The organism is Paraburkholderia sp. BR14320 (assembly GCF_040948665.1).
GTDB lineage: Bacteria > Pseudomonadota > Gammaproteobacteria > Burkholderiales > Burkholderiaceae > Paraburkholderia > Paraburkholderia youngii.
The window spans coordinates 77939-102276 of sequence record NZ_JBFPKG010000007.1 but is presented as its reverse complement, the minus strand read 5'-3'; the positions used below and the strand labels follow the sequence as shown (position 1 = coordinate 102276).

Sequence of the window (24338 nt, the reverse complement as noted above, 5' to 3'; positions counted from 1 at the left end):
AGTTTGCTTGGAGTACTCAATGCGTCAACGTCCGTATTCCAGCCAGCAATTTATCAACTTCGGCGTCGGTGGTCAGATAGCTAACCGATGCGCGCGCGATCTGCGTCAGCCCTCTGATCGTCATATCGAACGGTGTATATGCGACGCCATTCGAGCCGATCGTGATGCCCTGCGCAGCCAATTCGCGTCGCACCGACATGGCGTCGAGTCCGGCGACGTTGAACGACACCAGACCGGATCGTTCGACACCCTGGTCGAGTACGGACACGCCCGGCATCGCGGCCAACCGCTCGCGCAATGTCTGCGCGGTCCGATCGATCTGCGCGCGGATGTTGTCGATGCCGATTTCCAGCGCTTCGTCCAATGCATTCGCCAATCCGCAATGCAGTGCAATCGACGCTTCCGATGATTCGAGACGCGCGGCATCGTCGCGCAGTACCGGTTCGCCATTGGCGTCGAGCGGCGCGGAATAAGTGTCGACGAAGGCCGGCGTCAAGCGGGGCAGAAAATCCCGCCGGACGTATAACAGTCCGGTGCCGCGCGGTCCGCGCAGTGCCTTGCGGCCCACGCCCGCCAGCACATCGCAGCCGACTTCGACGACGTCGATCGGCAGTTGCCCGATGGCCTGCGCCGCATCGATGAAATACGGAATGCCGTGACGGCGCGCTACCTGCCCAATCGCGGCAGCCGGATTGATCAGTCCGCCATTGGCCGGCAGCCACGTGAGTGCAATCAGTCGGACCCGGTCGTCGAGCATCGCTTCGAGTGCGCGAGGATCAACCCTGCCGCTGGCATCGGAAGGAATCGTCTCTATCGATGCGCCCGCGCGCTGCGCCAGAAGACGCATCGTCGCGAGATTGCCGCCCCATTCGTGCCGCGCGACGAGGATGCGTTGCCCCTCGCGCCACGGACCCAACGCCGCGAAAGCTGCGCCCCATCCCGACGAGTTGCCGGTCGTCAGTGCGATCTCGGCTGGCTGAGCGTTCAGCAGTCGCGCGGCGAGCGTGCGCGCCCGCTCGGTCTGTTCGCCGGCAGCCGCGCCTGCTTCCATGGGTCCCATCGACGCTTCCCGCAACAGATGCGCGTGAATCGCTTCGAGCGTGGCGGCCGACGGCAGCGACGCGCCCGCATGATTGAAATGCGTGGTACTGAGGACACCGGGTGTGCGGGCACGTATTGCGTCGATGGCTGCGGGCGACAGCGGAGAGGACATTGGCGGCTCCGAGTGTATGAGTGGAATTCAGGCATTCTTCAATGCGACAACCGCTTCGACTTCGACGGCGACTCCCGCCGGAAGCGACGCGACACCGACCGCGCTGCGTGCGTGACGGCCGGCGTCGCCGAAGATTTGCACCATCACGTCCGACGCACCATTGGCAACCGTGCTCTGCGCAGTGAATGCCGGTGTGCTCGCGATGAACACGTTCAGGCGCACGACACGGGCCACGCGTTCAAGCCGGTCGCCTGTCGCCGCGACGATCTGCGCGACCACTCCGAGCGCCGACAGCCGCGCGGCCTGAGCGCCTTCGGCGTCGCTGATATTGTCGCCGAGACGCCCGGGATATGCAGGCTGTCCGTTGTTGCGCGAAATCTGACCGGAAATGTAAAGCAGATTGCCTTCTTGCACGAATGGTACGTAATTGGCGGCGGGTGCGGCCGCGGATTCGAGCGTCAGGCCGAGGCTGGCGGCGCGGGAGTTAATCGAGGAGGTCATCGGAAGGGTACCGTTTTAGTGACGGGAAAGCTTCGATGCTATCGATTCGCGCCGCACCCGACCAACGAATTATCGTGCCCGACGCATGAGCCAAACTAATGCGTTCAGCCGAGCCGGTCCTGCTGCGCCGTTTGCATGATCCACGAGCGGAACGCGGTCGCGGCGGCGTCGAGCTTGCCTTTGCGCGTGACGAGCCACCAGCCGATGCGCGGATCGTCGAGCACCGCGTCGGGCAATGCCGGCACCAGCGAGCCTTGCGCGAGCTGCTGCGCGATCAGCCGATGGCGGCCCATTGCGATGCCCTGTCCGGCCAGCGCCGCTTCGACGACGATGTTGTAGTCATGCAATTGCACGCGTTGCGCGTCGCCGAGAGCGAGGCCGGCATGACGCGACCATGCTTCCCATTCGAACGAATGCGTCGAATACGAAATCAGCAGCGGGAAACGCAGCAGGTCCAGTGCTTTGCGCGGACGCTTTCTGCCGGCAAGCAGCGACGGACTGCACACCGGCGAAAGACGCTCGGACATGAGCCTTTGCGAAGCGACACCCGGCCAGCCGCCGCGTCCATAACGAATCGCCACGTCGACTTCGCCGCCCGGCACATCGGCGAGTGCGATGTCGGGCCGCAATTGCAGTTCGATGTCCGGATGCGCGAGCGGGAACGTATGCAGACGCGACGCGAGCCAGCGACTCGCGAATGAAGACAGCAGGCCCACGTTCAGCGTTTTGCGTTCGGTGGAGAATGCGCGCACTTCGCTGGTGCCGAGCCGCAGCAGTTCGAACGCCGCGTGGACTTTCGCATAGTACGCGCGGCCGGTCCCGGTGAGTTCAATCGCGCGCGTTTGGCGCTCGAATAGCGCAATACCCAGATCGGCTTCGAGCTTCTGGATATGGTGGCTCACCGCGCTTTGCGTGACGAACAGTTCTTGCGCCGCGCGGCTGAAACTCAGGTGGCGCGCGGCGGCTTCGAAGGCGCGCAGCGAAAGCAGAGGCGGCAAGGGTCGGGCGGTGCGCATCGAATCGGGCGATAACAGCGTGAGCGAAGTCTGCCGTTATACGCCTGATGCGACGCAATTAGAACCCTTACCGTCGACCTTCATTCCTGCCACGCCGCGCCTTCCGGATACCAGTACTTGTCCAACGTCCCTTGAATCATCTCGATGCTATAGCCCGGCCGTTGCGGCGGCATGTAGTGCCCGTTGCGTATTACCACGGGGTCCACGAAATGCTCGTGCAGATGATCGACATATTCGAGCACGCGATTTTCGAGCGACGCCGACACACAGATATAGTCGAACAGCGAAATATGCTGCACGTACTCGCACAAGCCGACGCCACCCGCATGCGGGCACACCGGCACTCCGAACTTCGCGGCCATCAGCAGTACGACGATCACTTCGTTGAGTCCGCCGAGCCGGCAACTGTCGATCTGGCAGAAGTCGATGGCTTGCGCCTGCAGCAGTTGCTTGAACATCACGCGATTGTGGCAATGCTCGCCGGTTGCGACGCCGATCGAGCCGAGCCGCCGGCGAATCGCCGCATGACCGAGGATGTCGTCGGGACTGGTGGGTTCCTCGATCCACCACGGGTCGAACTCGGCGAGACGACGCATGTTCGCGATCGCTTCATCGACGTCCCATACCTGGTTCGCATCCATCATCAGCTTCAGGTTCTCGCCGATCTCTTCGCGCAGAATGCGCGCGCGCCGCACGTCTTCTTCCAGGTCGCCGCCGACCTTCTGCTTGAAATGCGTCCATCCCTGCGCGACGCCTTCGCGCGCGAGCCGGCGAATCTTGTCGTCGTCGTAACCGAGCCAGCCCGCCGAAGTGGTGTAGGCCGGATAGCCATGCGCGAGCATTTCCTTTTCACGCTCGCCTTTGGTTTTCGCATGACGATGCAGCATCGCAAGTGCTTCGTGCGGTGTGATCGCATCGGTCACATAGCGAAAGTCGAGGCAGCGCACGAGTTCTTCCGGAGTCATGTCGACCAGCAGCTTCCAGACCGGCTTGCCGACGGATTTCGCCCACAAGTCCCACACCGCGTTCACGACCGCCGCGGTGGCAAGGTGAATCGCGCCTTTGTCCGGGCCGATCCAGCGCAGTTGGCTATCCGAAGTAAATGCACGCCAGAAAGCGCCCATATTCGCGGCGATATCTTCGAGCTTTTTGCCGACGATCAACGGCGTGAGTGCATTCACGGCACTCACGCAGATTTCATTGCCGCGGCCAATCGTGAACGTGAGGCCGTGGCCGGTTAGATTCGGCGTGTCGGTTTCGAGCGTGACGTAGGTGGCGGAGTAGTCCGGCGCGGCATTCATCGCGTCCGAACCGTCCAGCGAACGTGAGGTGGGGAACCGGATGTCCCGAACGGACAGCCTTGTGATCGTCGTCATCTGCGCACCCTCCGGGGCTATGGCTATCGGCTTGTCCGTCTGCGGACGCAGACGGATCGGCTGCCTGCGCACGTCTCCATGCGCGCGTTTCTGCCGCGTGTACGGGTAAGCCCTTGGTTCCCAGATACCAGGCATCCCTAGGTATTCCCCAGGCATTTGTACGCGTTGACAACGCGGCATTCACTTTCTAGCATGCTAGCATGTTCTCTCGAAATCAAGGCCTCCGTGAACTCGTCAGCCGAACTGGAGAATGCCGCCGGCAGTCCTTATGTCGCACTGCAAAAAGTTGGCGGCGGCGAGCGCGGCAGTTTGACCGACGCGGTCGAGGCGGCGTTGCGAGAAGCGATTGTTACCTTGGCGTTGGAACCCGGCATGATGATCGACAAGATGGCCGTGTGCGAAAGGATGGGCGTGTCGCGCTTTCCGGTGTCGTCCGCGTTGGCAAGGCTTGCGCATGCGGGTCTCGTCGAGGTATTGCCGCAGCGCGGCACGCGCGTCAAACCGATTGCGCTCGACGACATCCGCCAGCATCTGTTCATCCGCAGCGCACTGGAAGTCGAGACGGTGCGCGGCGTGGCGCGAATGCACGACCGGGCGACGCTGGACGCGTTGGCCAGCAATCTCGACCAGCAGCGCAGTCTGGCTGGAAGTGGTGAACGTCTGGCGTTTCATGCGCTCGATCTGGCTTTCCATGAAATCCTGCTCGACGCGGTGAAGCTGCCGCGCGTGAAGGAAATCGTCGCGGTGTCGCGCAATGCGCTGGATCGCGCGCGGCAATTGCTCGCAAGTCCGGAACGGCTCGTGCATACGCTGGAAGAGCACGAGAGCATCTTCAAGGCCCTTTGCGCCGGCGACGGCGATGCGGCGGCCAAAGCGATGCACGATCATCTCGACCAGGTGGTCGCCGAATTGCACCGGTCCGCAAAAGAGAGGCCCGACCTGTTCGCGCCTTGAATGAAAGCTGCAATGAAAGCCGTTGTCGAGTCGTAAGAAGCTCCACCGAAAAAGCGTTGGTGATATAGGCAGCCGTCGACAGATCAGCACATGAACCCACTCATTTCCGTCAACAAGCTTTGCAAGAGCTTTCCGGGCGTAAGAGCACTTCATGACGTCCGCTTCGAACTCATGGCCGGCGAGGTCCACGCGCTGATGGGCGAGAACGGCGCGGGGAAGTCTACGCTGATGAAGATTCTTGCCGGCGTCTATACGCGCGATTCCGGCGAAATTCTCTTCGACGGCAAACCCGTCGACTTTCAAGGTCCGCGCGACGCGCAAGCGGTCGGCATCGGCATCATTCATCAGGAACTGCAACTGATGAATCATCTGAGCATCGCGCAGAACATCTTTATCGGCCGGGAGCCGCGCAAGGGTCTCGGTCTGTTCCTCGACGAAGACAAGCTGAATGCGCAGGCACGCGAGATCCTGGCCCGCATGCACGTGAAGCTCGATCCGCGCACGATAGTCGGCACATTGACCGTCGCGAGTCAGCAGATGGTCGAGATCGCGAAAGCCCTGTCTTTCGATTCGCGCGTGCTGATCATGGACGAACCCACCTCCGCGCTCAACGATGCCGAGATCGCCGAGCTGTTCCGGATCATCCGTCAATTGAGAGAGCGCGGCGTCGGCGTCGTCTATATCTCGCACAAGATGGACGAGCTGAAGCAGATCACCGATCGCGTCACCGTGATGCGTGACGGCGAGTATGTGGCCACCGTGCCGACCGAGGGCACCAGCGTCCAGACGATCATCGGCATGATGGTCGGACGCACGTTGGGCGACATGACGCCGGTCGAGAGCGCGCCGGTAAAAGGCGAAGTCGCACTCGAAGTGAAGAATCTCGTCGCGGGTCCGCTCGTGCGCGACGTCAGTTTCGAATTGCGCAAGGGCGAAATACTCGGCTTTGCCGGCTTGATGGGTGCGGGCCGTACGGAGGTCGCGCGTGCGGTGTTCGGCGCCGACCCGATCGAATCGGGCGAGATCTTTGTGAAGGGCGTGAAGGCGTCGATCAAAAGGCCCAGTGATGCGGTCAAGCGTGGCATCGGCTACCTGTCGGAAGATCGCAAGCGCTTCGGCCTGGCTACGGGAATGGATGTCGAATCGAACATCGTGATGTCCGATCTCGGCAAGTTCCTGTCGCTCAATATGTTCCTGCGCAGCGGGCAGATTCGCAAAAGAGCGCAGCACTTCATCAAGCTGCTTGCGATTCGCACGCCTTCGGCGACGCAGCAGGTTCGGCTCCTGTCGGGCGGCAATCAGCAGAAGATCGTGATTGCGAAATGGCTCGAGCGCGATTGCGATGTCCTGTTCTTCGACGAACCGACGCGCGGCATCGACGTCGGCGCGAAAAGCGAAATCTACAAGCTGCTGCGCTCGCTGGCGGCGCAAGGCAAGGCGATCGTGATGATCTCCTCCGAGCTGCCCGAAGTTCTGCGCATGAGCGACCGCGTCGTCGTGATGTGCGAAGGGCGCATTACCGGCGAACTGTCTGCCAGCGAAGCGACGCAGGAGCGCATCATGCATCTCGCGACGCAGCGCGAATCCCTGAAAACGGCACAAGCCTGAAGAGGTCTATGACATGACAATGCAAACGGATACCGCGGCGCTGGACAACGAACGGCGCACTTCCGGGCTGAAAGCGCGAATCTTTGCGCCAACCGCCGTGCAAAAGATGCTCGCGTTCGCGAGCCTCATTCTGCTGCTGGTGTTCTTCAGCTTCGCGTCACCGGCCTTCATGCAGATGGACAACATCCTCGGCATTTTGCAGGCGACTGCCGTGAACGGCGTGCTGGCGATCGCGGCCACGTTCGTGATCATCACGGGCGGTATCGATCTGTCGGTCGGTACGTTGATGACGTTCACCGCCGTGATTTGCGGTGTATTTCTCACGTACTGGCATCTGCCGATGTGGATGGGCGTACTCGCGGCACTGGCGACGGGCGCGGTGTGCGGCACGATCTCGGGCACGCTGACCGCGAAAATGAAGATCCCGCCATTCATCGCGACGCTCGGCATGATGATGCTGCTCAAGGGGCTTTCGCTCGTCGTGTCGGCCGACAAGCCGATCTATTTCACCGATACCGAGAACTTCTACCGTATTTCCCAGGACTCGCTGATCGGCTATTTTCTGCCGAGCGTGCCGATTCCGAATGCGGTACTGATCCTGTTCTTTCTCGCGATCGTCAGTTCCGTTACGCTCAATCGCACCGCGCTCGGCCGCTATACGTTCGCACTCGGCAGCAATGAAGAGGCGGTGCGGCTCTCGGGCGTCAATGTCGATCGCTGGAAGATCGCAATTTACGGCGTGGGCGGCGCGATCTGCGGCATCGCGGGTCTGTTGATCGCGTCGCGGCTCAATTCCGCGCAGCCGGCGCTCGGTCAGGGCTACGAGCTCGATGCGATCGCCGCAGTCGTGATCGGCGGCACGTCGTTGAGCGGCGGTTCGGGCACGATACTCGGAACCATCATCGGCGCTTTCATCATGAGCGTGCTGACCAACGGGCTGCGCATCATGTCGGTCGCGCAGGAGTGGCAGATCGTCGTGACGGGGTTGATCATCATTCTGGCGGTGTACGCGGACATCCTGCGGCGCAGCCGGGGAAGTTGATGTAGCAGCAAGGAAGCAGCAAATAAGCAGGGAACGCAGGAGCAGCAGAGAGAGGGCACGTGAAGGCTCCCTCGAAAGCTCGATAGCGGCTTGAAAGCCCAACCATTGGAGGAGGCCCCATGTTGAAGAGAAGACTAATCGGTATCGTGGTCGGTGTCGGTGCGCTCGTTGGCGGAAGCAGTCTCGCGTATGCGGATGAGCCGTATATTCCGCTTATTTCGAAAGGCTTCCAGCATCAGTTCTGGCAAGCCGTCAAATTGGGTGCCGAGCAGTCCGCGAAAGCGAACAACGTCAGGATCACGTTCGAGGGACCGGAAACGGAAGCGATGGTCGACAAGCAGATCGACATGCTGTCGGCCGCGCTAGCGAAGAAACCGCAGGCGCTCGGTATCGCGGCGCTCGACAGCAAAGCGGCCATCCCCTTGCTCAAGCGCGCCCAGAACGACAAGATTCCGGTGATCGCATTCGACTCTGGCGTCGACAGCGATATTCCGTTGACGACCTGCGCAACGGACAACGTCGCCGCCGCCGCGCTCGCCGCGGACAAGATGGCCGAGTTCATCGGCAATTCCGGTGAAGTCGGTGTGATCGTGCACGACCAGACCAGCCGCACCGGTGTCGATCGCCGCGACGGTTTCGTCAATCAGATCAAGTCGAAGCACCCGAACATCAAGATCGTCTCCGTGCAATACGGCGCCGGCGACCACCTGAAGTCGGCGGAAATCGCCAAGGCCATGATCCAGGCGAATCCGAACCTGAAGGGCATCTTCGGCGCGAACGAAGGTTCCGCGGATGGCGCGGCGATTGGCATCAAGGAGTCGGGTAAGAAACTCGTGCTGATCGGCTTCGACTCCGGCAAGGAGCAGAAGGACAACATCATGTCGGGCTTGATGGCCGGCGCGATTACGCAGAATCCGGTCGGTATCGGCAAGTGCACGGTCGACTCGGCGGTCAAGGCACTGCATGGCGAGAAGCTGCCGAAGAAGATCGATACCGGTTTCTACTGGTACGACAAGACCAACATAAACGATCCGAAGATCGCGGCCGTGCTGTACGACTAAGCAAGGCCGGCGATCGCGACTCGGGAAGCCGGGAACGCGGAAATCATCACGGAGGAAGAGCCACGCTCTTCCTCTTTTTTATTGTCTTTGCGCAACATCGGAATGACGCCGCACCGAGCAGGGCGCTGCGCCGCAACAACGTGCTATCCGAAACGACCGCACCGGTCGCGCGACTGCGCAATAGCGGCGGTCCAGTGCTTTAAAAACGCGGCTAATAGTCATTTCACGCCATTGCCCGCATTAATCTGATATTTTATGTTTATGTAATCGCCGCACGAGCCGTCCATTCGCATGCCGATTCGGACCCACTAACCGTCGAATGCGCAGGTCATGGCTTTTACCGAACCAAGGTCTCCATTTTTCAAGTGGCTCGTGTCCTCGGCTCAGAACCTGAGTCCGGACAACCGGCAGATTCTGCTTGCTAATCTGTTTACGCGAACCGCTTCGATCATATTCGCATCGATTTGCGAAATCAGCGTTTGCGCGACTGCGTATTATCTCTATCCAATACCGCTGTATGCCGCGTGGGGCATTGCGGTCGTCGCATTGCTGATCGCGCGGCTCCTGTTGATCTGGCTATGCCGCACGCGCGCCGCAAAAGGGCTACCCACACCGACTTCCGCGTTTCTCTTTGCGAGTCTGTTGTGGAGCGCGCTATTCGGTTTCGGCACATTTCTGTGCAATATCAGCGGGAGTCCCACGCTTTTTCTGCTTGGAAACGTTTGCGCGGTCGGTGTGATTGGCGGATTGGCCGGACGCAATGCGAGCACACCGCGGCTTGCGTTATTGCAGATCGTTTTTATTCTGAGCTTTCTGAGTATCGGTGCGGCGATGTCGCCGGGCAATGGCAAGCTCGTGTTGCTGTTTCAGGCACCGTTTTGCGCGGCCGGTTTTTTCACGGTTGCGCTGCGCAGCAATCGCGACACCGTCGCGCTGCTGCTCGCGCGCGAAAACAGCCATCGCCTCGCGCGCCAGGACAGCCTGACCGGCTTGCCGAATCGCGCGCGCATCAGCGAGTTGCTGCTCGAGCGCACCGGCGAGAGTTCGACCGGGCAGGGCGGAGCGTTTGCGGTACTGCTGATCGACCTCGATGGCTTCAAGGCGATCAACGACAGCCTCGGTCATGCCGCCGGCGACCAGATCCTGCAGGAAACGTCGACGCGATTGCGCGACCTGCTGCCAAGCGGCGACCAGGTTGGCCGCCTCGCGGGCGACGAGTTCGTGGCGATTTCGGACGACACCGGGCAGCTTCGCGACGTGCGCGTGCTGGCCGATCGCATCGTCAGAACGCTGGCGCGGCCGTTCGTGCTGAGCGAAGCGCTCGTGCATATCGGCGCGAGCGTCGGTATCGCGCTGTACCCGGAGCATGCCAAAACGGGTCCGCAATTGCTGATCTGCGCCGACCGCGCGCTGTATGGCGTCAAGCGCAGCGGCAAAAGCGCGTTTGCGATTTTCGATGCCGAGAAGCACGTATCCGACGAAAGCCTGAGCCTGCTGCGCAGCGACCTCGAAGGCGCGCTGAAGTCGTTCGATGGTTTGCGCATGGAGTATCAGCCGATCATCGATCTTCACACCGGCGCAGTGGCGGGCCGCGAGGCGCTGATTCGCTGGGCTCATCCGACGCGCGGCGAGTTGTCGCCGTCGGCGTTCATTCCAACCGCCGAGCGCACCGGCCTGATTCTCCTGTTGGGCGAATGGGTGCTGCTGCAATCGTGCATGGCGGCGTCGACGTGGCGCGACAAGGTGATCGTTGCGGTCAACGTATCGCCGGTGCAGTTGCGCGAGGAATCGTTCGCATCGACGGTGACGGCAATACTTCGGAAAACGCGGCTACCGCCGACGCGGCTCAATCTCGAGGTCACGGAAACGGCACTGCTGAACGACGACGAAGTGACCCGCCGCAATATCACCCGGTTGCGCGCGTTGGGTATCGGGCTGGCGCTCGACGACTTCGGCACCGGCTTTTCGACGATGTCGACGCTGGTGCGCTTCTCGTTCGACAAGCTGAAGATCGACAGCTCTTTCGTGCGCGAGGCCGTGCATGGTCGCGAATCCGCGGCCGTGGTGCGCGGCATCGTCGCGCTCGCGCGCGAGATCGGCATGCCGACCACGGCCGAGGGCATCGAAACCCAGGAACAGCTCAACTTCGTGCGCGTATGCGGTTGCACGCATGCGCAGGGTTATCTGCTGGGCAAGCCGATGAGCAGCGAAGAAATCGAGCAGTGCGAAGCCGTGCTCGATGCGCGTGTCGCCGACAAGGCCGCGCCCGCGGACTTTTGATAACCGTTACCGATGCGATCGAGGTCGTGATGTCATCTCCCTTGCAATTCCAATTGCGGATCACTGCGTCGGCGGCGCTCGCCAACTCGCTGCGCGCGGACCCTTCGTGCGCCGCGCATCCCGCACTTCATGCCCTTTTGCAAACGCATCACGCAACGCTCAAATGCCAGTTCGATGCATTCGCCGACTACGTGAGCGAAGCGGAAAGAATGGGCGCAGAAAACTACCCGCTTTATCAATGGACGCGGCAGACCATCGAGAACCCGGAGAAGAAAGCGAAATACCTGCAGTCGTTCACGCTCTATGTGAATGGCGACGAAGTGTATGACAAGGATGTCGCCGATGCGCTCGAAGTCGGCTTGTCGAAATTGATCGACGCGAACGGCATTGTTCGTGTGTCGAGGTTCGACACAAATCCCGCCAACAATCCACAGCCGCCCGCGCGCATGTGAGGCGGCCGTTTAAATTTCACTCTGAAAGCTTCACGGTCAAGCGACTTAACATTTGACGACACGCCACGAAGTTCGTGAGACGATGCCATTTCACTTATTTTTGTGGGAGTGCGACATGGGACTTCTGGACGAAGTGGGCAAGATCGCCGGTGCGGTCGCCGCCGTTGAAGCCGCGGAGAAAGTCGATCCGCAAGCGGGTCTGCTGACCAAAGGCATCGCCGCTATCGCTGGATTCGAAGGCGCCGGCAAGCTCGAAGAGCTGGTGGAAAAGAAAGAAGAGGAGAAGCAGGACGACGCCGACAACGCTCAAGCCGCGGACGATACGAGTTCGCAAACCTGAGCGGCGCTCAGGCGGATTGCCGGTTGCATGCGCGTGATCGAATTGCGCGCTGCACCGGCAATTCGTTTTTATGAGCGGTTCAATCTCAATCCCCAGCTCCCGCTGTTCTCCCGATGTTTTCATCGGGCTGTCATCGCCGTCCGGCTACGATCGTCCGTCACTTCACTTCCGCGCTCGCCCCGCGGGGCGTTGTTTTGCGCTGGCATTCTTCCACCTGAACAACCATCCGGACATGTCGAACAGAAAAATCGTCAAGACAACGCCTGCCGACGAGGGCCGCTCACCACGAGCGGCCCTTGTTTTTCGCGGTCACCGCAAAAAACAATACCCCATTCATTTTGTTACACGTCTTACCGCGATGGACTGTCGCAGTTACAAAGGCCTTTCGAAAGCCCCGCTATACTCGGCGCCGTCTCACTAAAACAAAGACCCGATATGTCCAAGAAGATCATCCAGATGGTTGCCGTGGCCGCATTGAGCGCCGCGGCGTCGTTGCCGGCCCTCGCCGGTGATATGAACAACATGCTCGGCGGCGCGCTCGGTGGCGTGGCCGGCGCGGCAGTCGGCGGCGCGGTGGGCGGCAGCACCGGCGCGGTGATCGGTGGCGCGGTGGGCGGTGGTGCGGGCGGCGCGGTCACGTCGAATCGTCGCGAACGTACCGGCGCGATCATCGGCGGCGCGCTCGGTGGCGGCGCGGGCACCGCAGCCGGCAACGCGATGGGCGGCCGCACTGGCGGCCTCGTCGGCGCGGCGCTGGGCGGTGGCGCGGGTTCGGCGCTCGGCGGCAACATCTCCCGCTCGAACTCGTACGCCGACGACTACTCGCGCGGCTACTATTCGGGCAAGCGCCATCACAAGCATCGCCATTACGACTGAGATGGCTTGACATCGACGGGACCGGTCCGCGTGCGCATCAAAAGCGGACGCGCCGGCCCTCGTCCATCACGCATGCAAGACCAGTTTCTGAACACGCCAGTTCAGCAACTCGGCAACGAATAAGACGTTTTCCGAAGGGCACGCCATCTCGTGAATCCAGCCGAACTGTTTCGGCTGTTTGCCCGCTTTGCCGAGTACGCCGAGCACTTTGCCATCGAGCGTCATCTTGTAGATGCGGCCCGGAAACGCGTCGGCGCTATAGAGCACCTGATTCGGTCCCGGCGAAATACAGATCGCCCAAGGCGAGCCCGGCGCGAACGTGCCCGCGGCGAGCTCCGCTTCGCTCGGCATGTTGCCGATCGCGGGGCGCGCGTCCGGCGGCACCGGCACGTCGATCGTGAACTGGCGCAGGAACGTGCCCTCGGTATCGAACACCTGGATGCGCCGGTTGCTGCGATCGGCCACGTACACGTGGTCGTGCGCATCGACTGCGATGCTATGGGGTGTATGGAACTGCCCTGGTCCGGTGCCGCGATCACCCCATGACTTCAGCCAGTTGCCGTCGCGATCGACCTTCGCGACGCGCGAGTTGATGTACCCGTCGCTGATATAGGTGTTGCCCGCCTTGTCCCACGCGACGTCGGTCACCTGGCGAAAGCGTCCGGGTTCGGACGGCAGCGGCGGGTTGGGATGCTTGAGCGGCGCGGTCTCTTCGTCCGATGCTTCCTGCTTGCGGCCGAACACCATCGCGACCCGTCCTTCCGGCGTGAACTTGATCACCATGTCCGAGCCCTTGTCGGTGACCCAGATGTTGTCATGCCGGTCTACCTTCACCGTGTGCGCGAACGACCACGCATACAGGTTGTGACCGATCTCGCGCACGAAGCGTCCATCGGGCGCGAACTCGAGCAATTGCGCGGCGGCCGCGCCATACGCGGGGCCGGTGGTGTTGCCGCGCGACAGCACGAAGATATGACCATGCGAATTGAGCGCGACGCCCGAGCATTCGCCGAAATACGTGTCGTTCGGCAAACGTACGGGATTGGCAATCGAGTCATAAGCAATCGCGGGCACGTCGGGTGCGTCCGCGGCGAACGCGGACGGCATCGCGAGTCCGGCGGCGCTGCCCGCAAGCAGGCTCATGAAAGTCCGACGGCTCATCGCCCGGTGGTCGGGACTGCCGCAGCACGCGCAAAACGACTCGTATCGCTCGCTCATTGTTTGTCTCCTTTGATCCATCGCTTGAAGTGTGCAAAGGCAAGCCTAGTGCACAAAACGCTTAATAGCTAAGTCGTTTTGCGATGCTGGAAGAGACATTCCCCGTTATGCGCGTCCCATGCTCTTTGCGGCGCGTCCCGTCGATTTCGCCGCGCCACGCACGAACTCGACGAAACGCGCGGTCACCGGATCGTCGCGCGTAGGCTCCCATGCGAGTCCGACGCGCCAGCGCGCCGCCACATCGCGTAGCGGTATGACGGTCGCATCGCGCAGCAGGGATTGCACCCGCGACGGCACGAACGCCGCGCCGACGCCAGCGGCGACGGTCGCGAGCACCGTCTGGATGTCGTCGGCTTGCTGGATCACGCGCGGCACGAAACCATGCGCGCCACACCACCGATCGATCTGCGCAGCCAGGCCCGGCCCGCGTCCACGCGCGAGCGCAATGAATCCCGGCTCGTTCAACCGGTCCAGATTGGCAGGCAAGCGCTTGACGCTGGCGTTTTGCGGCAACGCGAGCGCCAGTTGTTCATCAAGCACGGCGAACGATGCCAGTCTGCCCTCGGCGGGCAAGCGTAGAAAGCCGACGTCGAGTTTGCCGGCCAGCAGCCGCCTGCTTTGCTCCGCCGACGACAGATCGTTGAGCGTGACGGAAACATTCGGATTGAGCCGCCGAAACTCGGCGATCAACGGGGGCGCGAAGTCGAGGGTGGAGAGCCCGAGCCCGATGCGCAATGCGCCGCGTTTGCCGCTACCCGCCTCGCGTGCGCGCGCGAGAACCTCATCGGCATCCCGGATCAGCGCGATGGCATCGGCCAGAAACGCTTCGCCGAACGCGGTGAGTTCAGCGCCATGCCGGCCGCGCACGAACAGGCGCGCGCCGAGGCTCGATTCGAGCGCAACGATCTGCTTGCTCAGCGCGGGCTGGCTCAAGCACAGATGGTCCGCAGCGCGACCGAAATGGCCTTGTTCGGCCACCGTCACGAAAGCGCGCAATAACTTCAGTTCCATTCTCTTCGCCTATCGAACGGATCGAAATATTCATTTTACTTATCGATGTACGGCGGGTCCAATGAGGCTATCCGGAATCACCGTTTGTGAGGTATTTGACGTGTCTGCTTCGATGCTGCGTGTTGCCGCCGTTCCGTTGGAGTTGTCGTGCTGGGGGATCTCGCCACAGGTCACTCGCGTTTCGCTTGTCGCAGAGCGGCTTGCGCGTGCCGCGCGCGAAGGGATCGGGCTGGCGGCGTTTCCCGAAGCGTGTCTGGTCGAGCGCGCGAGTCTGGCGAAGCTGCGTCGGCGTGAGGTCGAAGCGCTGGCCGAGCCGCTCGATGGACCGTCGGTCAGCGCGGTCGCCGAGGCGGTCGAAGCGACGGGCGTCGCCGCCGGTGTCGGCCTGTTCGAGCGCGCGCCGGACGGGCGTATCTTCAACAGCTACGTGATTTGCCTGCCCGGCGGCATCCGTCATTGTCATCGCAAGCTGCATGCGTTCGAGCATCGGCGCGTCGAATGCGGTGACCGCTTCACCGTCTTCGACACGGCCTGGGGCGTGCGCATCGGCGTGCTGATCGGCGCCGACAACTATCTGATTGAAAACGTTCGCATGAACGCGCTGATGGGCGCAACGCTGCTGGTCGCGCCGCACCGGCGCTATCTGAGCGCGAGTCAATGCGACGAGCGCGATTCGATTGGCGCGCTGCGCCGCTGGATGCCAGCGCGCGCGGCCGATAACGGCATGTTCGTCGCATTCAGCGGAGCGACCGAGGGCGGCTGCGAGAAAGGCAACGAGAAAGGCAACGAGAACATCGACGAAACGGACGCCGCGTTGATCGTCGACCCTTGCGGCCGCGTTCTCGCCGACAGCGTCGGCCGTGAAAGCGCATTCGTGTGCGCCGAACTCGATACGGCGTTGATCGGTGAGAGCGCTGGCCGCCAATGGCTCGAAAGCCGCCGCCCGGAACTTTACGGTCCGCTGGCGCGGGCGGCTGGCGCAACGCGGGCCATGCCACCGCATACCGCAGTCGCGGCGCGCGGCGGCGCGGTACCGCTCAGCGTCGCCGTGGTGGGTCGCGACCGGCTGACAGTCAGATGGAATGTGCGGTGACGGCAGGGCATCGCGAGCCAGCCCGCTTTGCTACCATGCAGCACAGCGACCGATATGGTCCGCTTTCGTCCCGCGTTGTTCCATCACACAAGGAGATTCGAATGAGCAAAGGTTATTGGGTGACGTCATACCGCAAGACAAACGATCCGCAGAAACTGGCCGCGTACGCGCAACTCGCCCCCGCCGCGGTGGCGGCGGCGGGCGGGAAGTTCATCGTGCGAGGTGTGGCGGACGAGGCGCGCGAGCAGGGCCTGAAGGAACGCACGGTCGTGATCGAATTCCCGACCTATGAAGCGGCCGTCGCCGCTTACGAAAGCGATGAGTACAAGAAGGCGCTGGCCGCATTGGGCGATGGCGTCGAGCGCGATCTGCGCATCGTGCGCGGCGCCGACTGACGCGCAAGCCGATGTCCACACTGCGCGGCATGCGCCGCGCAGCCGCTTACTTCACCGCGCCGAGCGCGAGCCCCTTCACCATATAACGCTGCAACCACGCAAATACGATCGAAACCGGCAGCGTCGCGCCCAAGGTCGCGGCCATCACCAGATGCCATTCGACCACGTACTTGCCCGCCACCATATCGGTCACCTGCACGGTCAGCGTTTTGTTTTCCGGCGAGCGGATCAACGTATAGACGACCGCGAACTCGTTCCACGCATTGATGAACGTGAAGATCGCGGTGACGACGATCGCCGGCACCGCGAGCGGCAGAAATACCTTGAACACCGCGCGCGTACGGCTGCAGCCTTCGAGCCACGCGGATTCCTCGAGATCCTGCGGCACGGTCTGAAAGTACGACGACAGCATCCACACCGCGAACGCGATATTGAACGCCGCGTACGACACGATCACGCCGATCCTCGAATCGACCAGGTTGCCGTCGCCCCACGGAATCATCGCCGCGAGCCGGAACAGGCCGACGACCAGCAGGATCGGCGACAGCATCTGCGTGACGAGCAGGAACTGCCTGTACAGACCGCGTCCGCGAAACGGAAAGCGCGCGAGCGCGTAAGCGGCGGGCAGGCTCACCGCGAGTGCGAGCGCGGTGGACAGGCAACTGATGATCGCGCTGTTGCGCAGCGCGACGCCGAAGTTGGCGGCCTCCCACATGTCGACGAAATTGCGCCACTGCCACTGCACCGGCAGCCAGCGCGCCGGATAGACGAAGATCTCCGACGCGGGTTTGACCGAGGTGAAGAACATCACCGCGAACGGAAACAGTATGACGATCACGAGCGGCGTCAGCGCGATCCAGCACCACAGCGAGCGTTTGGTCTTCGCGCTCAGACTCATGACGGCACTCCTTCTTTCGTGCGTTGCAGACGCAGATAAGCGATCGAGAACGCGAACAGCATCACGAGCATGATCAGCGAAACGGCGGCCGCTTCGCCGGGGCGTCCGAGCCGGAAGCCGAGTTCGTACAGATAGGTGACGAGGATGTGCGTGCTGTTGTCCGGCCCGCCTTGCGTCATCACCCAGATGATCGGAAACGAGTTGAACACGTAGATCACGTTCAGCAGGATCGCCATGTTGATGAACGGGCGCAGCAGCGGCATCGTCAATTGACGGAACTGCTGCCACGCGCTCGCGCCGTCGATCCGCGCAGCTTCGTAGATATCGCTCGGCACCGAAGACAGGCCGCCAAGAAAAATCGTCACCGTGAACGGAATCGACACCAGAATGCCGACCGCGATTTCGACGGGGAATGCGAACTCGGGCGTCGCGAGCCAGTGAATCGGGCCACTGATCAGGCCGAGCCGCTGCAGCGTCACGTTGACCATGCCGTAGTCGTCGTTGAAGGCCCAGCGCCAGACGACGGCGGTCATCGTCAGCGACACGGACCACGGCAGCATCACGATCGTGCGCGCGACACCGCGGCCGTGAAAGTCCTGATTCAGAATCAGTGCGACAGGTACCGAGATCAGCACCGTGCCACCCACCACGCACACGGTCCAGATGATCGTGCGGCGTACCGAAGCGACAAACACCGGGTCCTGGAATACGTTGATGAAATTCTGCGCGCCGGTGAAGTCGCGAATCGCGCCGAAGCGCGACACCTCGTGCAGCGATTGCCACACGATGTTGAAAATCGGATAGCTGATGATGAACAGCGCGAGCACGAGGCTCGGCGCAATCAGCAACCAGGGCGCATGCGCGCGCGGAGAAACGGAACGGCTCATGCGTGCTCGATCGTGAGACGCGCCCGCTTTCTGGCGGCGGGCGCGACGGAATGGGCCGGTGGGTGCATCGTGCTGCATAGGCTCGAATATTGGGGTGGCGTGGCGCAACGCGCGGCGCATTAGCTACGGCGCCGCGCGTCCCCTGTTCGTCTCGTTACCGCCGCAAGCCGCGCATCAATGACCGAGCGACTTGTTCGCCTGCGCAGCCGCCGCATTCAACGCGTCAGCCGGTTGCGCCTTGTTCAGATATATCGCTTGCATCGAGTCGGTCACGGCCTTCGCAGTGTCTTCCCAGCCGGTCACGGTCGGCGCGAAGTGAGCCGTGGGCAGCAACGCGATGAACGCCTTGATGTCCGGATCGTTGAACGCCGGGTCCGCCGCTTCGGCCTTCGTCGTGGGCAGGAAGCCTTCGGTCGTCGTGAACTCGACGCGCGGCTCCTTCGTGAACAGATAGTCGAGGAACTTCCACGCGGTCTTCTTCGCCTTCGAGTTCTTGAACATCACGATCGAGTCGGTCACCGCGTAGGTGGCGTGCGTCGTGCCCATCGGCACCGGATCGATGCCGTACTTCAGATTCGGCGCTTCCTTCTTGATCTGCTTCGCGAGGAACGGCGCGGAGATCACCATCGCGACGCGGCCCTGCTTGAACAGGTTCTGTACGTCTTCGCGGCTATAGCCGGTGACGCCCGGTTGCGTGAGACCCTGGTCGATCATCTGCTTGTACATCGTCGCGGCCTTCACGCCCGCCGGCGAATTGAACGCGGCCTTGCCGTCCTTGCCGACCACGTCGCCGCCCATCGTCCACAGCGCGTAGTAATAGTAGACGTCGGTTTCGATTTCCTTGCCTTGCAGACCGAAGCCGGCGATGCCTTGCGCCTTCAGCTTCTTCGATGCATCGATCACGTCGTTCCAGGTCTTCGGGCCGTCGGGATAGCCGACCTTCGCGAGCATGTCCTTGTTGTAGTACAGCGCGCGTGCGGACGCGGCGATCGGCAGCCCGTAGGTCTTGCCGTTGATCTGGCCAGGCGCCAGGAACGGACCGATGAAGCGGGCCTTGAAGTTCGCGTCCATGTAGCCGTCCAGCGGTTCGGCGACGTCGTCCTTCACGAAGTCGAGCAGCCAGCGCGTGCCGACGATCGCGAGGTCCGCGTTGGCGCCCCCGGAGATGTCCGTTTGCAGCTTCTGTTGCAGCGTATCCCAGTTCACGTCTTCGATCTTGATGGTCGTGCCGGGGTTGGCCTTCTCGAAGTTGCGGGCCATTTTCTCGAAGTACGGCGCGGTCGCGTCGCTGTAGTGAGCGACCGTCACGCGGACCGTTTCGGCATGAGCCGACACGGCGATACCTGCAAACGCGAGCGCCACGGCGACTTTGCCTAGCGCGAGGGAAGCACGGGCATGCAACGACATTTTTCTCTCTCCTGTGGGTGGTTTGCTGCCGTCGCCGGCCGCCTTGGGTACATTGTTTGAAAAAATCCTACATGACGCAAAATAGCTTGTCACGTAGGGTCTGCGATATTTTTTCCTCGGTGATTTTGTGCATAAGATGCTGGAAAGCATGGGGTGTTCTGCACTGCGCGATGGTACGGAAACCCACTCTTCGGGATGACCGGACAGTTGTCGCAAAACGCGTTTTGTAAGAAATTTACAGCGGTGTGCGCGGCGCGAGCCGGGTGGCGGAGGGCGACGGCAAGACGGCCGAATCGGCCGGACGAACGAGCGAGGAATACATGGATCGTGTCGTATTGGTAACGGGCGCATGCGGCGGTATCGGCAGCGTGTTATGCGAGCGCTTCGTCGAGGCGGGCGATACCGTGCTCGCGCTCGACATCGACGTGGCCGCGCTGCAAGCGCTGAGCGCGCGTCTCGGCGCACAACAGGGCGCAGACAAAATCGTGCCGGTCGCGGTCGATCTCGGCGACGCCGCGGCGGTGCAGCAAGCGGTGGCAGCGGCGGTCGCGCAGCGCGGACCGGTCGACGTGCTGGTCGCGAACGCGGGCGCCGCGCTCGGCGCGTCGCTCGCGACCACCGACGCCGCGAGCTGGCACCGCGACATCCATCTGAATCTGAACGGCACGTATCACACGGTCGAGGCGGTGCGCGCGTCGATGATCGAACGGCAGCGCGGCGCGCTCGTGCTGATCGGCTCGGTGAACGGTCTTGCAGCGCTCGGTCACCCGGCATATAGCGCTGCGAAGGCCGGCCTCATCAGCTATACGAAGTCGCTCGCGATCGAGCTGGGCCGCTATGGCATTCGCGCGAACATCGTGTGTCCGGGCACCGTGAAGACGCAGGCGTGGCAGGCCCGCGTCGACAAGAATCCGCAGGTGTTCGAGGAACTGAAGAAGTGGTACCCGCTGCGCGACTTCGCGACGCCCGACGACATCGCCGACGCGGTGCTGTTTCTCGCGTCGCAGCAAGCGCGCGTGATCACCGGTGTCGCGTTGCCGGTCGACGGCGGCTTGATGGCGGGCAACCGGCTAATGGCGCAGGAGCTGACGCTCGAGTCGTTCTGAGCTGCGCACGGCGCGCGCATTACGACAACCGCAATACAACACGCAGCAAGACGATGAGGACAGCATGGCAGCAGTGCAACTGAGCGGCATCTTCAAACGCTATGGCGACACCCAGGTCGTGCACGGCATCGATCTCGACATCGACGACGGCGAGTTCGTCGTGCTGGTCGGTCCGTCGGGCTGCGGCAAGAGCACGCTGATGCGGATGGTGGCGGGGCTCGAGGAAATCAGCGGCGGCGATCTGATGATCGGCGGCACGCGCGCGAATACGCTCGCGCCGCAGCAGCGCAATATCTCGATGGTGTTCCAGAGCTACGCGCTGTATCCGCATCTGTCGGTGTATGAAAACATCGCGTTCGGTCCGAGAATCCGCAAAGAGTCGTCGGAGAAATTCAAGCCGCGTATCGATGCGGCCGCGAAGATGCTGAACCTCAGCGGCTATCTGGACCGTTTGCCGCGCGCGCTGTCGGGCGGTCAGCGGCAACGCGTCGCGATGGGCCGCGCGGTGGTGCGCGAGCCGTCGCTGTTCCTGTTCGACGAGCCGCTGTCGAATCTCGACGCAAAGCTGCGCGTGCAGATGCGCACTGAGATCAAGGCGCTGCATCAGCGCTTGAAGAACACGGTGATCTACGTCACGCACGATCAGATCGAAGCGATGACGATGGCCGATCGCATCGTCGTGATGAACGCGGGACGGATCGAGCAGATCGGCCGTCCGCTCGAACTCTATGACCGGCCGGCGAATCTGTTCGTCGCGAGCTTTCTCGGCTCGCCGTCGATGAATTTCGTCGAGGGCGTGATCGTCAATCGCACTCAGGGTGAAGGCCTCGCGTTGAAGCTCGCGGACGGCAGCGAGGTCGCGCTCGAACGCACGCCTGCGTCGGCCGTGGTGGGTGCGAAGGTCACGCTTGGCGTGCGGCCCGAGCACATCGAGATCACGACGCTGATACCGGATGCCGCGCTCGACGTCGAAGTGATCGAGCCAACTGGCGCCGAGACGCACTTGTACGGGAAAATAGGCGGCTCCGCGTGGTGCGTGACGACGCGCGAACGCTCGAAGATCGAGCCCGGTCAGCGCGTTGCGCTGCGTCTGCCGGCCGAACACATTCATCTGTTCGATACGGAGAGTGGACGCAGGCTGGTTTGACCAGGCCGATTGAAGCCGTAGAAGCTGCGAGCGACGCGGATCCATATGAAACAGCCCCTAAGGAACACCGGGTGTCCGCACCGAACTTGATTCCCCATATCCGCAACGCACTCGCGAGTCTGCGGCCCGCCGAGCGCAAGGTCGCCGACATGGTGCTCGCCGACGTCGACTTCGCGATGCGCGCGAGCATCACCGATCTCGCGCAGCGCGCCGACGTGTCCGAGCCTTCCGTCACGCGTTTTTGCCGCGCGATCGGTGCGCACGGTCTGCGCGACTTCAAGATGCAGCTCGCGCAGAGCGTGGCGGGTGGCTTGCCGTATGCGTCGACCGCGGTCGCCCGCGACGACGACGTGCAGACCTTGATGGACAAGGTCGGGGAAGCGGCGATCGACGGCATCACGCATGCGCGCGGCGCGCTCGATCCTGCGGTGGTCGAAAGCGCGATCGCGGCGCTTGTGAGCGCCCGGCGCGTGTTTTTCTTCGGGGTGGGTTCAGGTTCGGGGCTCGTCGCGCAGGATGCGGCGCTGCGGTTCTTGCGCATCGACATCGCGGCGGCCGCGTTCACCGATGGTCATTTGCAGCGTCTTTACGCGGGCCTGATGGAGCCGGGCGACGTCGCGTTTGCGATCTCGCATTCGGGGCGCAGCGTCGAAGTCAACGAAAGCATCCAGATCGCGAAGGAACGCGGCGCGACGACGATCGCGCTGACCAACGTCGGCTCGCGGCTCGCATGGCTCGCCGATATTCCGCTGCTGCTGCGCGTGGCGAGTCCGATCGATCCGAATACGCCGGGCGTATCGCGGCTCGTGCATCTGTGCATCATGGATGCGCTCGCGATCGGCGTCGCGCTGAAGGCCGGGCCCGAGACGCTGGAAAAGATGCGTCACGCGAAAGCGCGGCTCGTGCCGCATGAGCCGGAAGGGGCGGGCGGGTAGAGCGCGCTCGAAGCGCTAGCGCGCCGTCCTCTTCGGCCGGCCGATCATCGATACCTTGTCCACCGGCTGCGCGACCGTTGCCGCCGCGCGAACCTTGCCGCCCATCGGCAGATCGATCAATTGCCACTTGCCGTGCCTCGCGAGTTCGAGCGAGAAGCTCGCTGCGAAACGTCTCTCCCAGCTATCATGGCAATCTGCCGCATGCGTCCAACTCATCGTCCAATCAGAACCGGCTCGAAGCGTTCTCGTTCAGGTCCGTCCGCCCATGTCCTCCCATTCCGCCGACACCGCACCGCACGCTCCAACCACGACCACCGCCCAACGTCCGCCGACACTGCTGCTGGCCGCCGCGCTGTCGCTCGGCAGCGCAACAGCGCTCGGTTTCGCGCGCTTCGCCTACGCGTTGCTGTTGCCGTCGATGAAGCTCGACCTCGGCTGGAGCTTCGCGCAGGCCGGTGCGATGAACACCGCGAACGCGCTAGGCTATCTGCTCGGCGCGCTGGTGTTCCCGCGCCTCGCGCGCCGCTGGTCGGCGGCCGCGCTGTTCGCGGGCGGTTGCGTGCTGACCGCGCTGTTGATGGCCGGCAGCGGCCTCACCGCCAGCACGGATGTGCTTCTGACACTGCGCGTGATCACCGGCGCGAGCAGCGCGGCGATTTTCATCGGCGGCGGCGTGCTGGCGGCGCGGCTCGCGTCGGCGCGCCCGCGCGACGCGGGGCTCGTGCTCGGTCTGTATTACGGGGGCACCGGCTGGGGGATCGTCGCGTCGTCGGTGCTGGTGCCGGTGACGATCCTTGACGCCGCCCACGGCTGGCAGTTCGCGTGGTTCGCGCTGGCGGCGGCCTGCGCGCTGTTCGCCGCGGTCGCGATCGGCGCGTCGCGCAGAATCGAGCGCGCGCATACGAGCGCGGCGGCTGCCGCGCATGCAGCCGGCGCCACTTCCGCGCCGGGTTGGCCGCACTACGCGGCCGCGCTCGCGGGCTATGGACTGTTCGGCGTCGGCTATATCGGCTACATGACTTTCATCGTCGCGCTGTTGCGCAACGCCGGCATGAGCGCGGCGGTCGTCACCGGCTTTTATCTGCTGCTCGGCGCGGCGACCGTGGTGTCGGCGCGAATCTGGTCGACGCTGCTCGATCGCATGCGCGGCGGCCAGGCGCTCGCCGTGCTCAACGCGCTGCTAGCGATCGCGACGCTGCTGCCTGCGCTCTTCACTCAGCCGTGGGTCGCGTTCGTTTCGGGCACGCTGTTCGGCGCGACGTTCCTGTCGGCGGTCGCATCGACGACCGCGTTCGTGCGCCACAATCTGCCCGCGAGCCACTGGGCGAAGGGCATCAGCGCCTTCACGATCGTGTTCGCGTTCGGGCAGATCGTCGGACCGGTCGTGATCGGCTGGGTGTCGGATGGCGCCGGGCTCGCGCGCGGGCTCGTGTATTCGGCGCTGCTGCTGGCGGGCGGCGCGGTGCTCGCGGCGTGTCAGAAGGCGTTGCGCACGGCGTGAGCCGCGTTACGTGTGCTTCGT

General features: G+C 63.0%; 24 protein-coding genes. 14 read left to right on the top strand and 10 right to left on the bottom strand.

Features of this window, described 5'->3' with window-relative positions; genetic code table 11:
* Positions 1–16: 16 nt before the first annotated feature.
* From AB3X89_RS09790 to AB3X89_RS09775, 4 genes are all read right to left on the bottom strand, one after another.
* Positions 17–1213, bottom strand: coding sequence for an aminotransferase class V-fold PLP-dependent enzyme (locus tag AB3X89_RS09790; protein ID WP_368583048.1), 1197 nt, complete (start codon positions 1211–1213; stop codon positions 17–19).
* A gap of 27 nt (positions 1214–1240) precedes the next feature.
* On the bottom strand, positions 1241–1714 hold the full coding sequence (locus AB3X89_RS09785; protein ID WP_368583046.1) for a RidA family protein: 474 nt from the start codon (positions 1712–1714) through the stop codon (positions 1241–1243).
* Positions 1715–1818: 104 nt separating this feature from the next.
* On the bottom strand, positions 1819–2730 hold the full coding sequence (gene gcvA, locus AB3X89_RS09780; protein ID WP_368583044.1) for a transcriptional regulator GcvA: 912 nt from the start codon (positions 2728–2730) through the stop codon (positions 1819–1821).
* A gap of 80 nt (positions 2731–2810) precedes the next feature.
* Positions 2811–4106 (bottom strand): L-fuconate dehydratase, encoded by a 1296-nt coding sequence (locus AB3X89_RS09775; RefSeq protein WP_368583043.1) that lies wholly within the window; start codon positions 4104–4106, stop codon positions 2811–2813.
* Positions 4107–4298: 192 nt separating this feature from the next.
* Here AB3X89_RS09775 and AB3X89_RS09770 point away from each other — a divergent pair, with 192 nt between their 5' ends.
* The 8 genes from AB3X89_RS09770 to AB3X89_RS09735 all read left to right on the top strand — a co-directional run bounded on the left by AB3X89_RS09770 (position 4299) and on the right by AB3X89_RS09735 (position 12719).
* Positions 4299–5060, top strand: a complete 762-nt coding sequence (locus tag AB3X89_RS09770; RefSeq protein WP_368583041.1) for a GntR family transcriptional regulator — start codon at positions 4299–4301, stop codon at positions 5058–5060.
* Positions 5061–5150: 90 nt separating this feature from the next.
* The gene (locus AB3X89_RS09765) at positions 5151–6668 is read left to right on the top strand and encodes a sugar ABC transporter ATP-binding protein (RefSeq protein WP_368583040.1); all 1518 of its coding nucleotides are present in this window, start codon (positions 5151–5153) and stop codon (positions 6666–6668) included.
* 13 nt (positions 6669–6681) lie between these two features.
* On the top strand, positions 6682–7710 hold the full coding sequence (locus AB3X89_RS09760; protein WP_368583038.1) for an ABC transporter permease: 1029 nt from the start codon (positions 6682–6684) through the stop codon (positions 7708–7710).
* A gap of 119 nt (positions 7711–7829) precedes the next feature.
* Complete coding sequence (locus tag AB3X89_RS09755; RefSeq protein WP_368583036.1) at positions 7830–8771, top strand: ABC transporter substrate-binding protein; 942 nt, start codon at positions 7830–7832, stop codon at positions 8769–8771.
* Positions 8772–9101: 330 nt separating this feature from the next.
* Entirely contained in the window at positions 9102–11051 is a 1950-nt protein-coding gene (locus AB3X89_RS09750) for a putative bifunctional diguanylate cyclase/phosphodiesterase (protein WP_368583034.1), read from the top strand.
* A 29-nt stretch (positions 11052–11080) separates the two neighbouring features.
* Positions 11081–11503 carry a hypothetical protein gene (locus AB3X89_RS09745; RefSeq protein ID WP_368583033.1) on the top strand — a complete coding sequence of 141 codons (423 nt, stop codon included), beginning with the start codon at positions 11081–11083 and terminating at the stop codon, positions 11501–11503.
* A 115-nt stretch (positions 11504–11618) separates the two neighbouring features.
* The gene (locus AB3X89_RS09740) at positions 11619–11843 is read left to right on the top strand and encodes a hypothetical protein (protein WP_176121057.1); all 225 of its coding nucleotides are present in this window, start codon (positions 11619–11621) and stop codon (positions 11841–11843) included.
* A gap of 435 nt (positions 11844–12278) precedes the next feature.
* Positions 12279–12719 (top strand): hypothetical protein, encoded by a 441-nt coding sequence (locus AB3X89_RS09735; RefSeq protein WP_368583028.1) that lies wholly within the window; start codon positions 12279–12281, stop codon positions 12717–12719.
* 66 nt (positions 12720–12785) lie between these two features.
* On the opposite strand, the gene AB3X89_RS09730 is transcribed toward AB3X89_RS09735, so the two are convergent.
* On the bottom strand, positions 12786–13937 hold the full coding sequence (locus tag AB3X89_RS09730; protein WP_368583027.1) for a peptidyl-alpha-hydroxyglycine alpha-amidating lyase family protein: 1152 nt from the start codon (positions 13935–13937) through the stop codon (positions 12786–12788).
* A 105-nt stretch (positions 13938–14042) separates the two neighbouring features.
* Positions 14043–14948 (bottom strand): LysR substrate-binding domain-containing protein, encoded by a 906-nt coding sequence (locus AB3X89_RS09725; RefSeq protein ID WP_368583026.1) that lies wholly within the window; start codon positions 14946–14948, stop codon positions 14043–14045.
* 100 nt (positions 14949–15048) lie between these two features.
* Between AB3X89_RS09725 and AB3X89_RS09720 the strand changes: the two genes are divergently transcribed.
* Both AB3X89_RS09720 and AB3X89_RS09715 read left to right on the top strand, forming a co-directional pair.
* Entirely contained in the window at positions 15049–16041 is a 993-nt protein-coding gene (locus AB3X89_RS09720) for a nitrilase-related carbon-nitrogen hydrolase (protein WP_368583024.1), read from the top strand.
* Positions 16042–16142: 101 nt separating this feature from the next.
* The gene (locus AB3X89_RS09715) at positions 16143–16436 is read left to right on the top strand and encodes a DUF1330 domain-containing protein (RefSeq protein WP_176106837.1); all 294 of its coding nucleotides are present in this window, start codon (positions 16143–16145) and stop codon (positions 16434–16436) included.
* A gap of 46 nt (positions 16437–16482) precedes the next feature.
* Here the strand turns inward: AB3X89_RS09715 and AB3X89_RS09710 are convergent, their stop codons facing one another.
* The 3 genes from AB3X89_RS09710 to AB3X89_RS09700 all read right to left on the bottom strand — a co-directional run bounded on the left by AB3X89_RS09710 (position 16483) and on the right by AB3X89_RS09700 (position 19628).
* Positions 16483–17334 carry a carbohydrate ABC transporter permease gene (locus tag AB3X89_RS09710; RefSeq protein WP_368583022.1) on the bottom strand — a complete coding sequence of 284 codons (852 nt, stop codon included), beginning with the start codon at positions 17332–17334 and terminating at the stop codon, positions 16483–16485.
* On the bottom strand, positions 17331–18221 hold the full coding sequence (locus AB3X89_RS09705; RefSeq protein ID WP_176121060.1) for a carbohydrate ABC transporter permease: 891 nt from the start codon (positions 18219–18221) through the stop codon (positions 17331–17333). The genes AB3X89_RS09710 and AB3X89_RS09705 overlap by 4 nt, the downstream gene beginning before the upstream one ends.
* A gap of 174 nt (positions 18222–18395) precedes the next feature.
* Complete coding sequence (locus tag AB3X89_RS09700) at positions 18396–19628, bottom strand: ABC transporter substrate-binding protein (protein ID WP_018435768.1); 1233 nt, start codon at positions 19626–19628, stop codon at positions 18396–18398.
* A 320-nt stretch (positions 19629–19948) separates the two neighbouring features.
* Here AB3X89_RS09700 and AB3X89_RS09695 point away from each other — a divergent pair, with 320 nt between their 5' ends.
* The 3 genes from AB3X89_RS09695 to AB3X89_RS09685 all read left to right on the top strand — a co-directional run bounded on the left by AB3X89_RS09695 (position 19949) and on the right by AB3X89_RS09685 (position 22816).
* A complete protein-coding gene (locus AB3X89_RS09695; RefSeq protein WP_368583020.1) occupies positions 19949–20734 on the top strand; it encodes an SDR family oxidoreductase in 786 nt (261 codons plus the stop codon).
* Between the two features lie 64 nt (positions 20735–20798).
* The gene (locus AB3X89_RS09690) at positions 20799–21881 is read left to right on the top strand and encodes an ABC transporter ATP-binding protein (RefSeq protein WP_368583018.1); all 1083 of its coding nucleotides are present in this window, start codon (positions 20799–20801) and stop codon (positions 21879–21881) included.
* A gap of 71 nt (positions 21882–21952) precedes the next feature.
* A complete protein-coding gene (locus tag AB3X89_RS09685) occupies positions 21953–22816 on the top strand; it encodes a MurR/RpiR family transcriptional regulator (RefSeq protein ID WP_368583017.1) in 864 nt (287 codons plus the stop codon).
* Positions 22817–22831: 15 nt separating this feature from the next.
* On the opposite strand, the gene AB3X89_RS09680 is transcribed toward AB3X89_RS09685, so the two are convergent.
* Positions 22832–23032 carry a hypothetical protein gene (locus AB3X89_RS09680; RefSeq protein ID WP_368583016.1) on the bottom strand — a complete coding sequence of 67 codons (201 nt, stop codon included), beginning with the start codon at positions 23030–23032 and terminating at the stop codon, positions 22832–22834.
* Between the two features lie 49 nt (positions 23033–23081).
* Between AB3X89_RS09680 and AB3X89_RS09675 the strand changes: the two genes are divergently transcribed.
* Positions 23082–24317, top strand: a complete 1236-nt coding sequence (locus AB3X89_RS09675; protein ID WP_368583014.1) for a YbfB/YjiJ family MFS transporter — start codon at positions 23082–23084, stop codon at positions 24315–24317.
* The last annotated feature ends 21 nt before the right edge of the window (positions 24318–24338 follow it).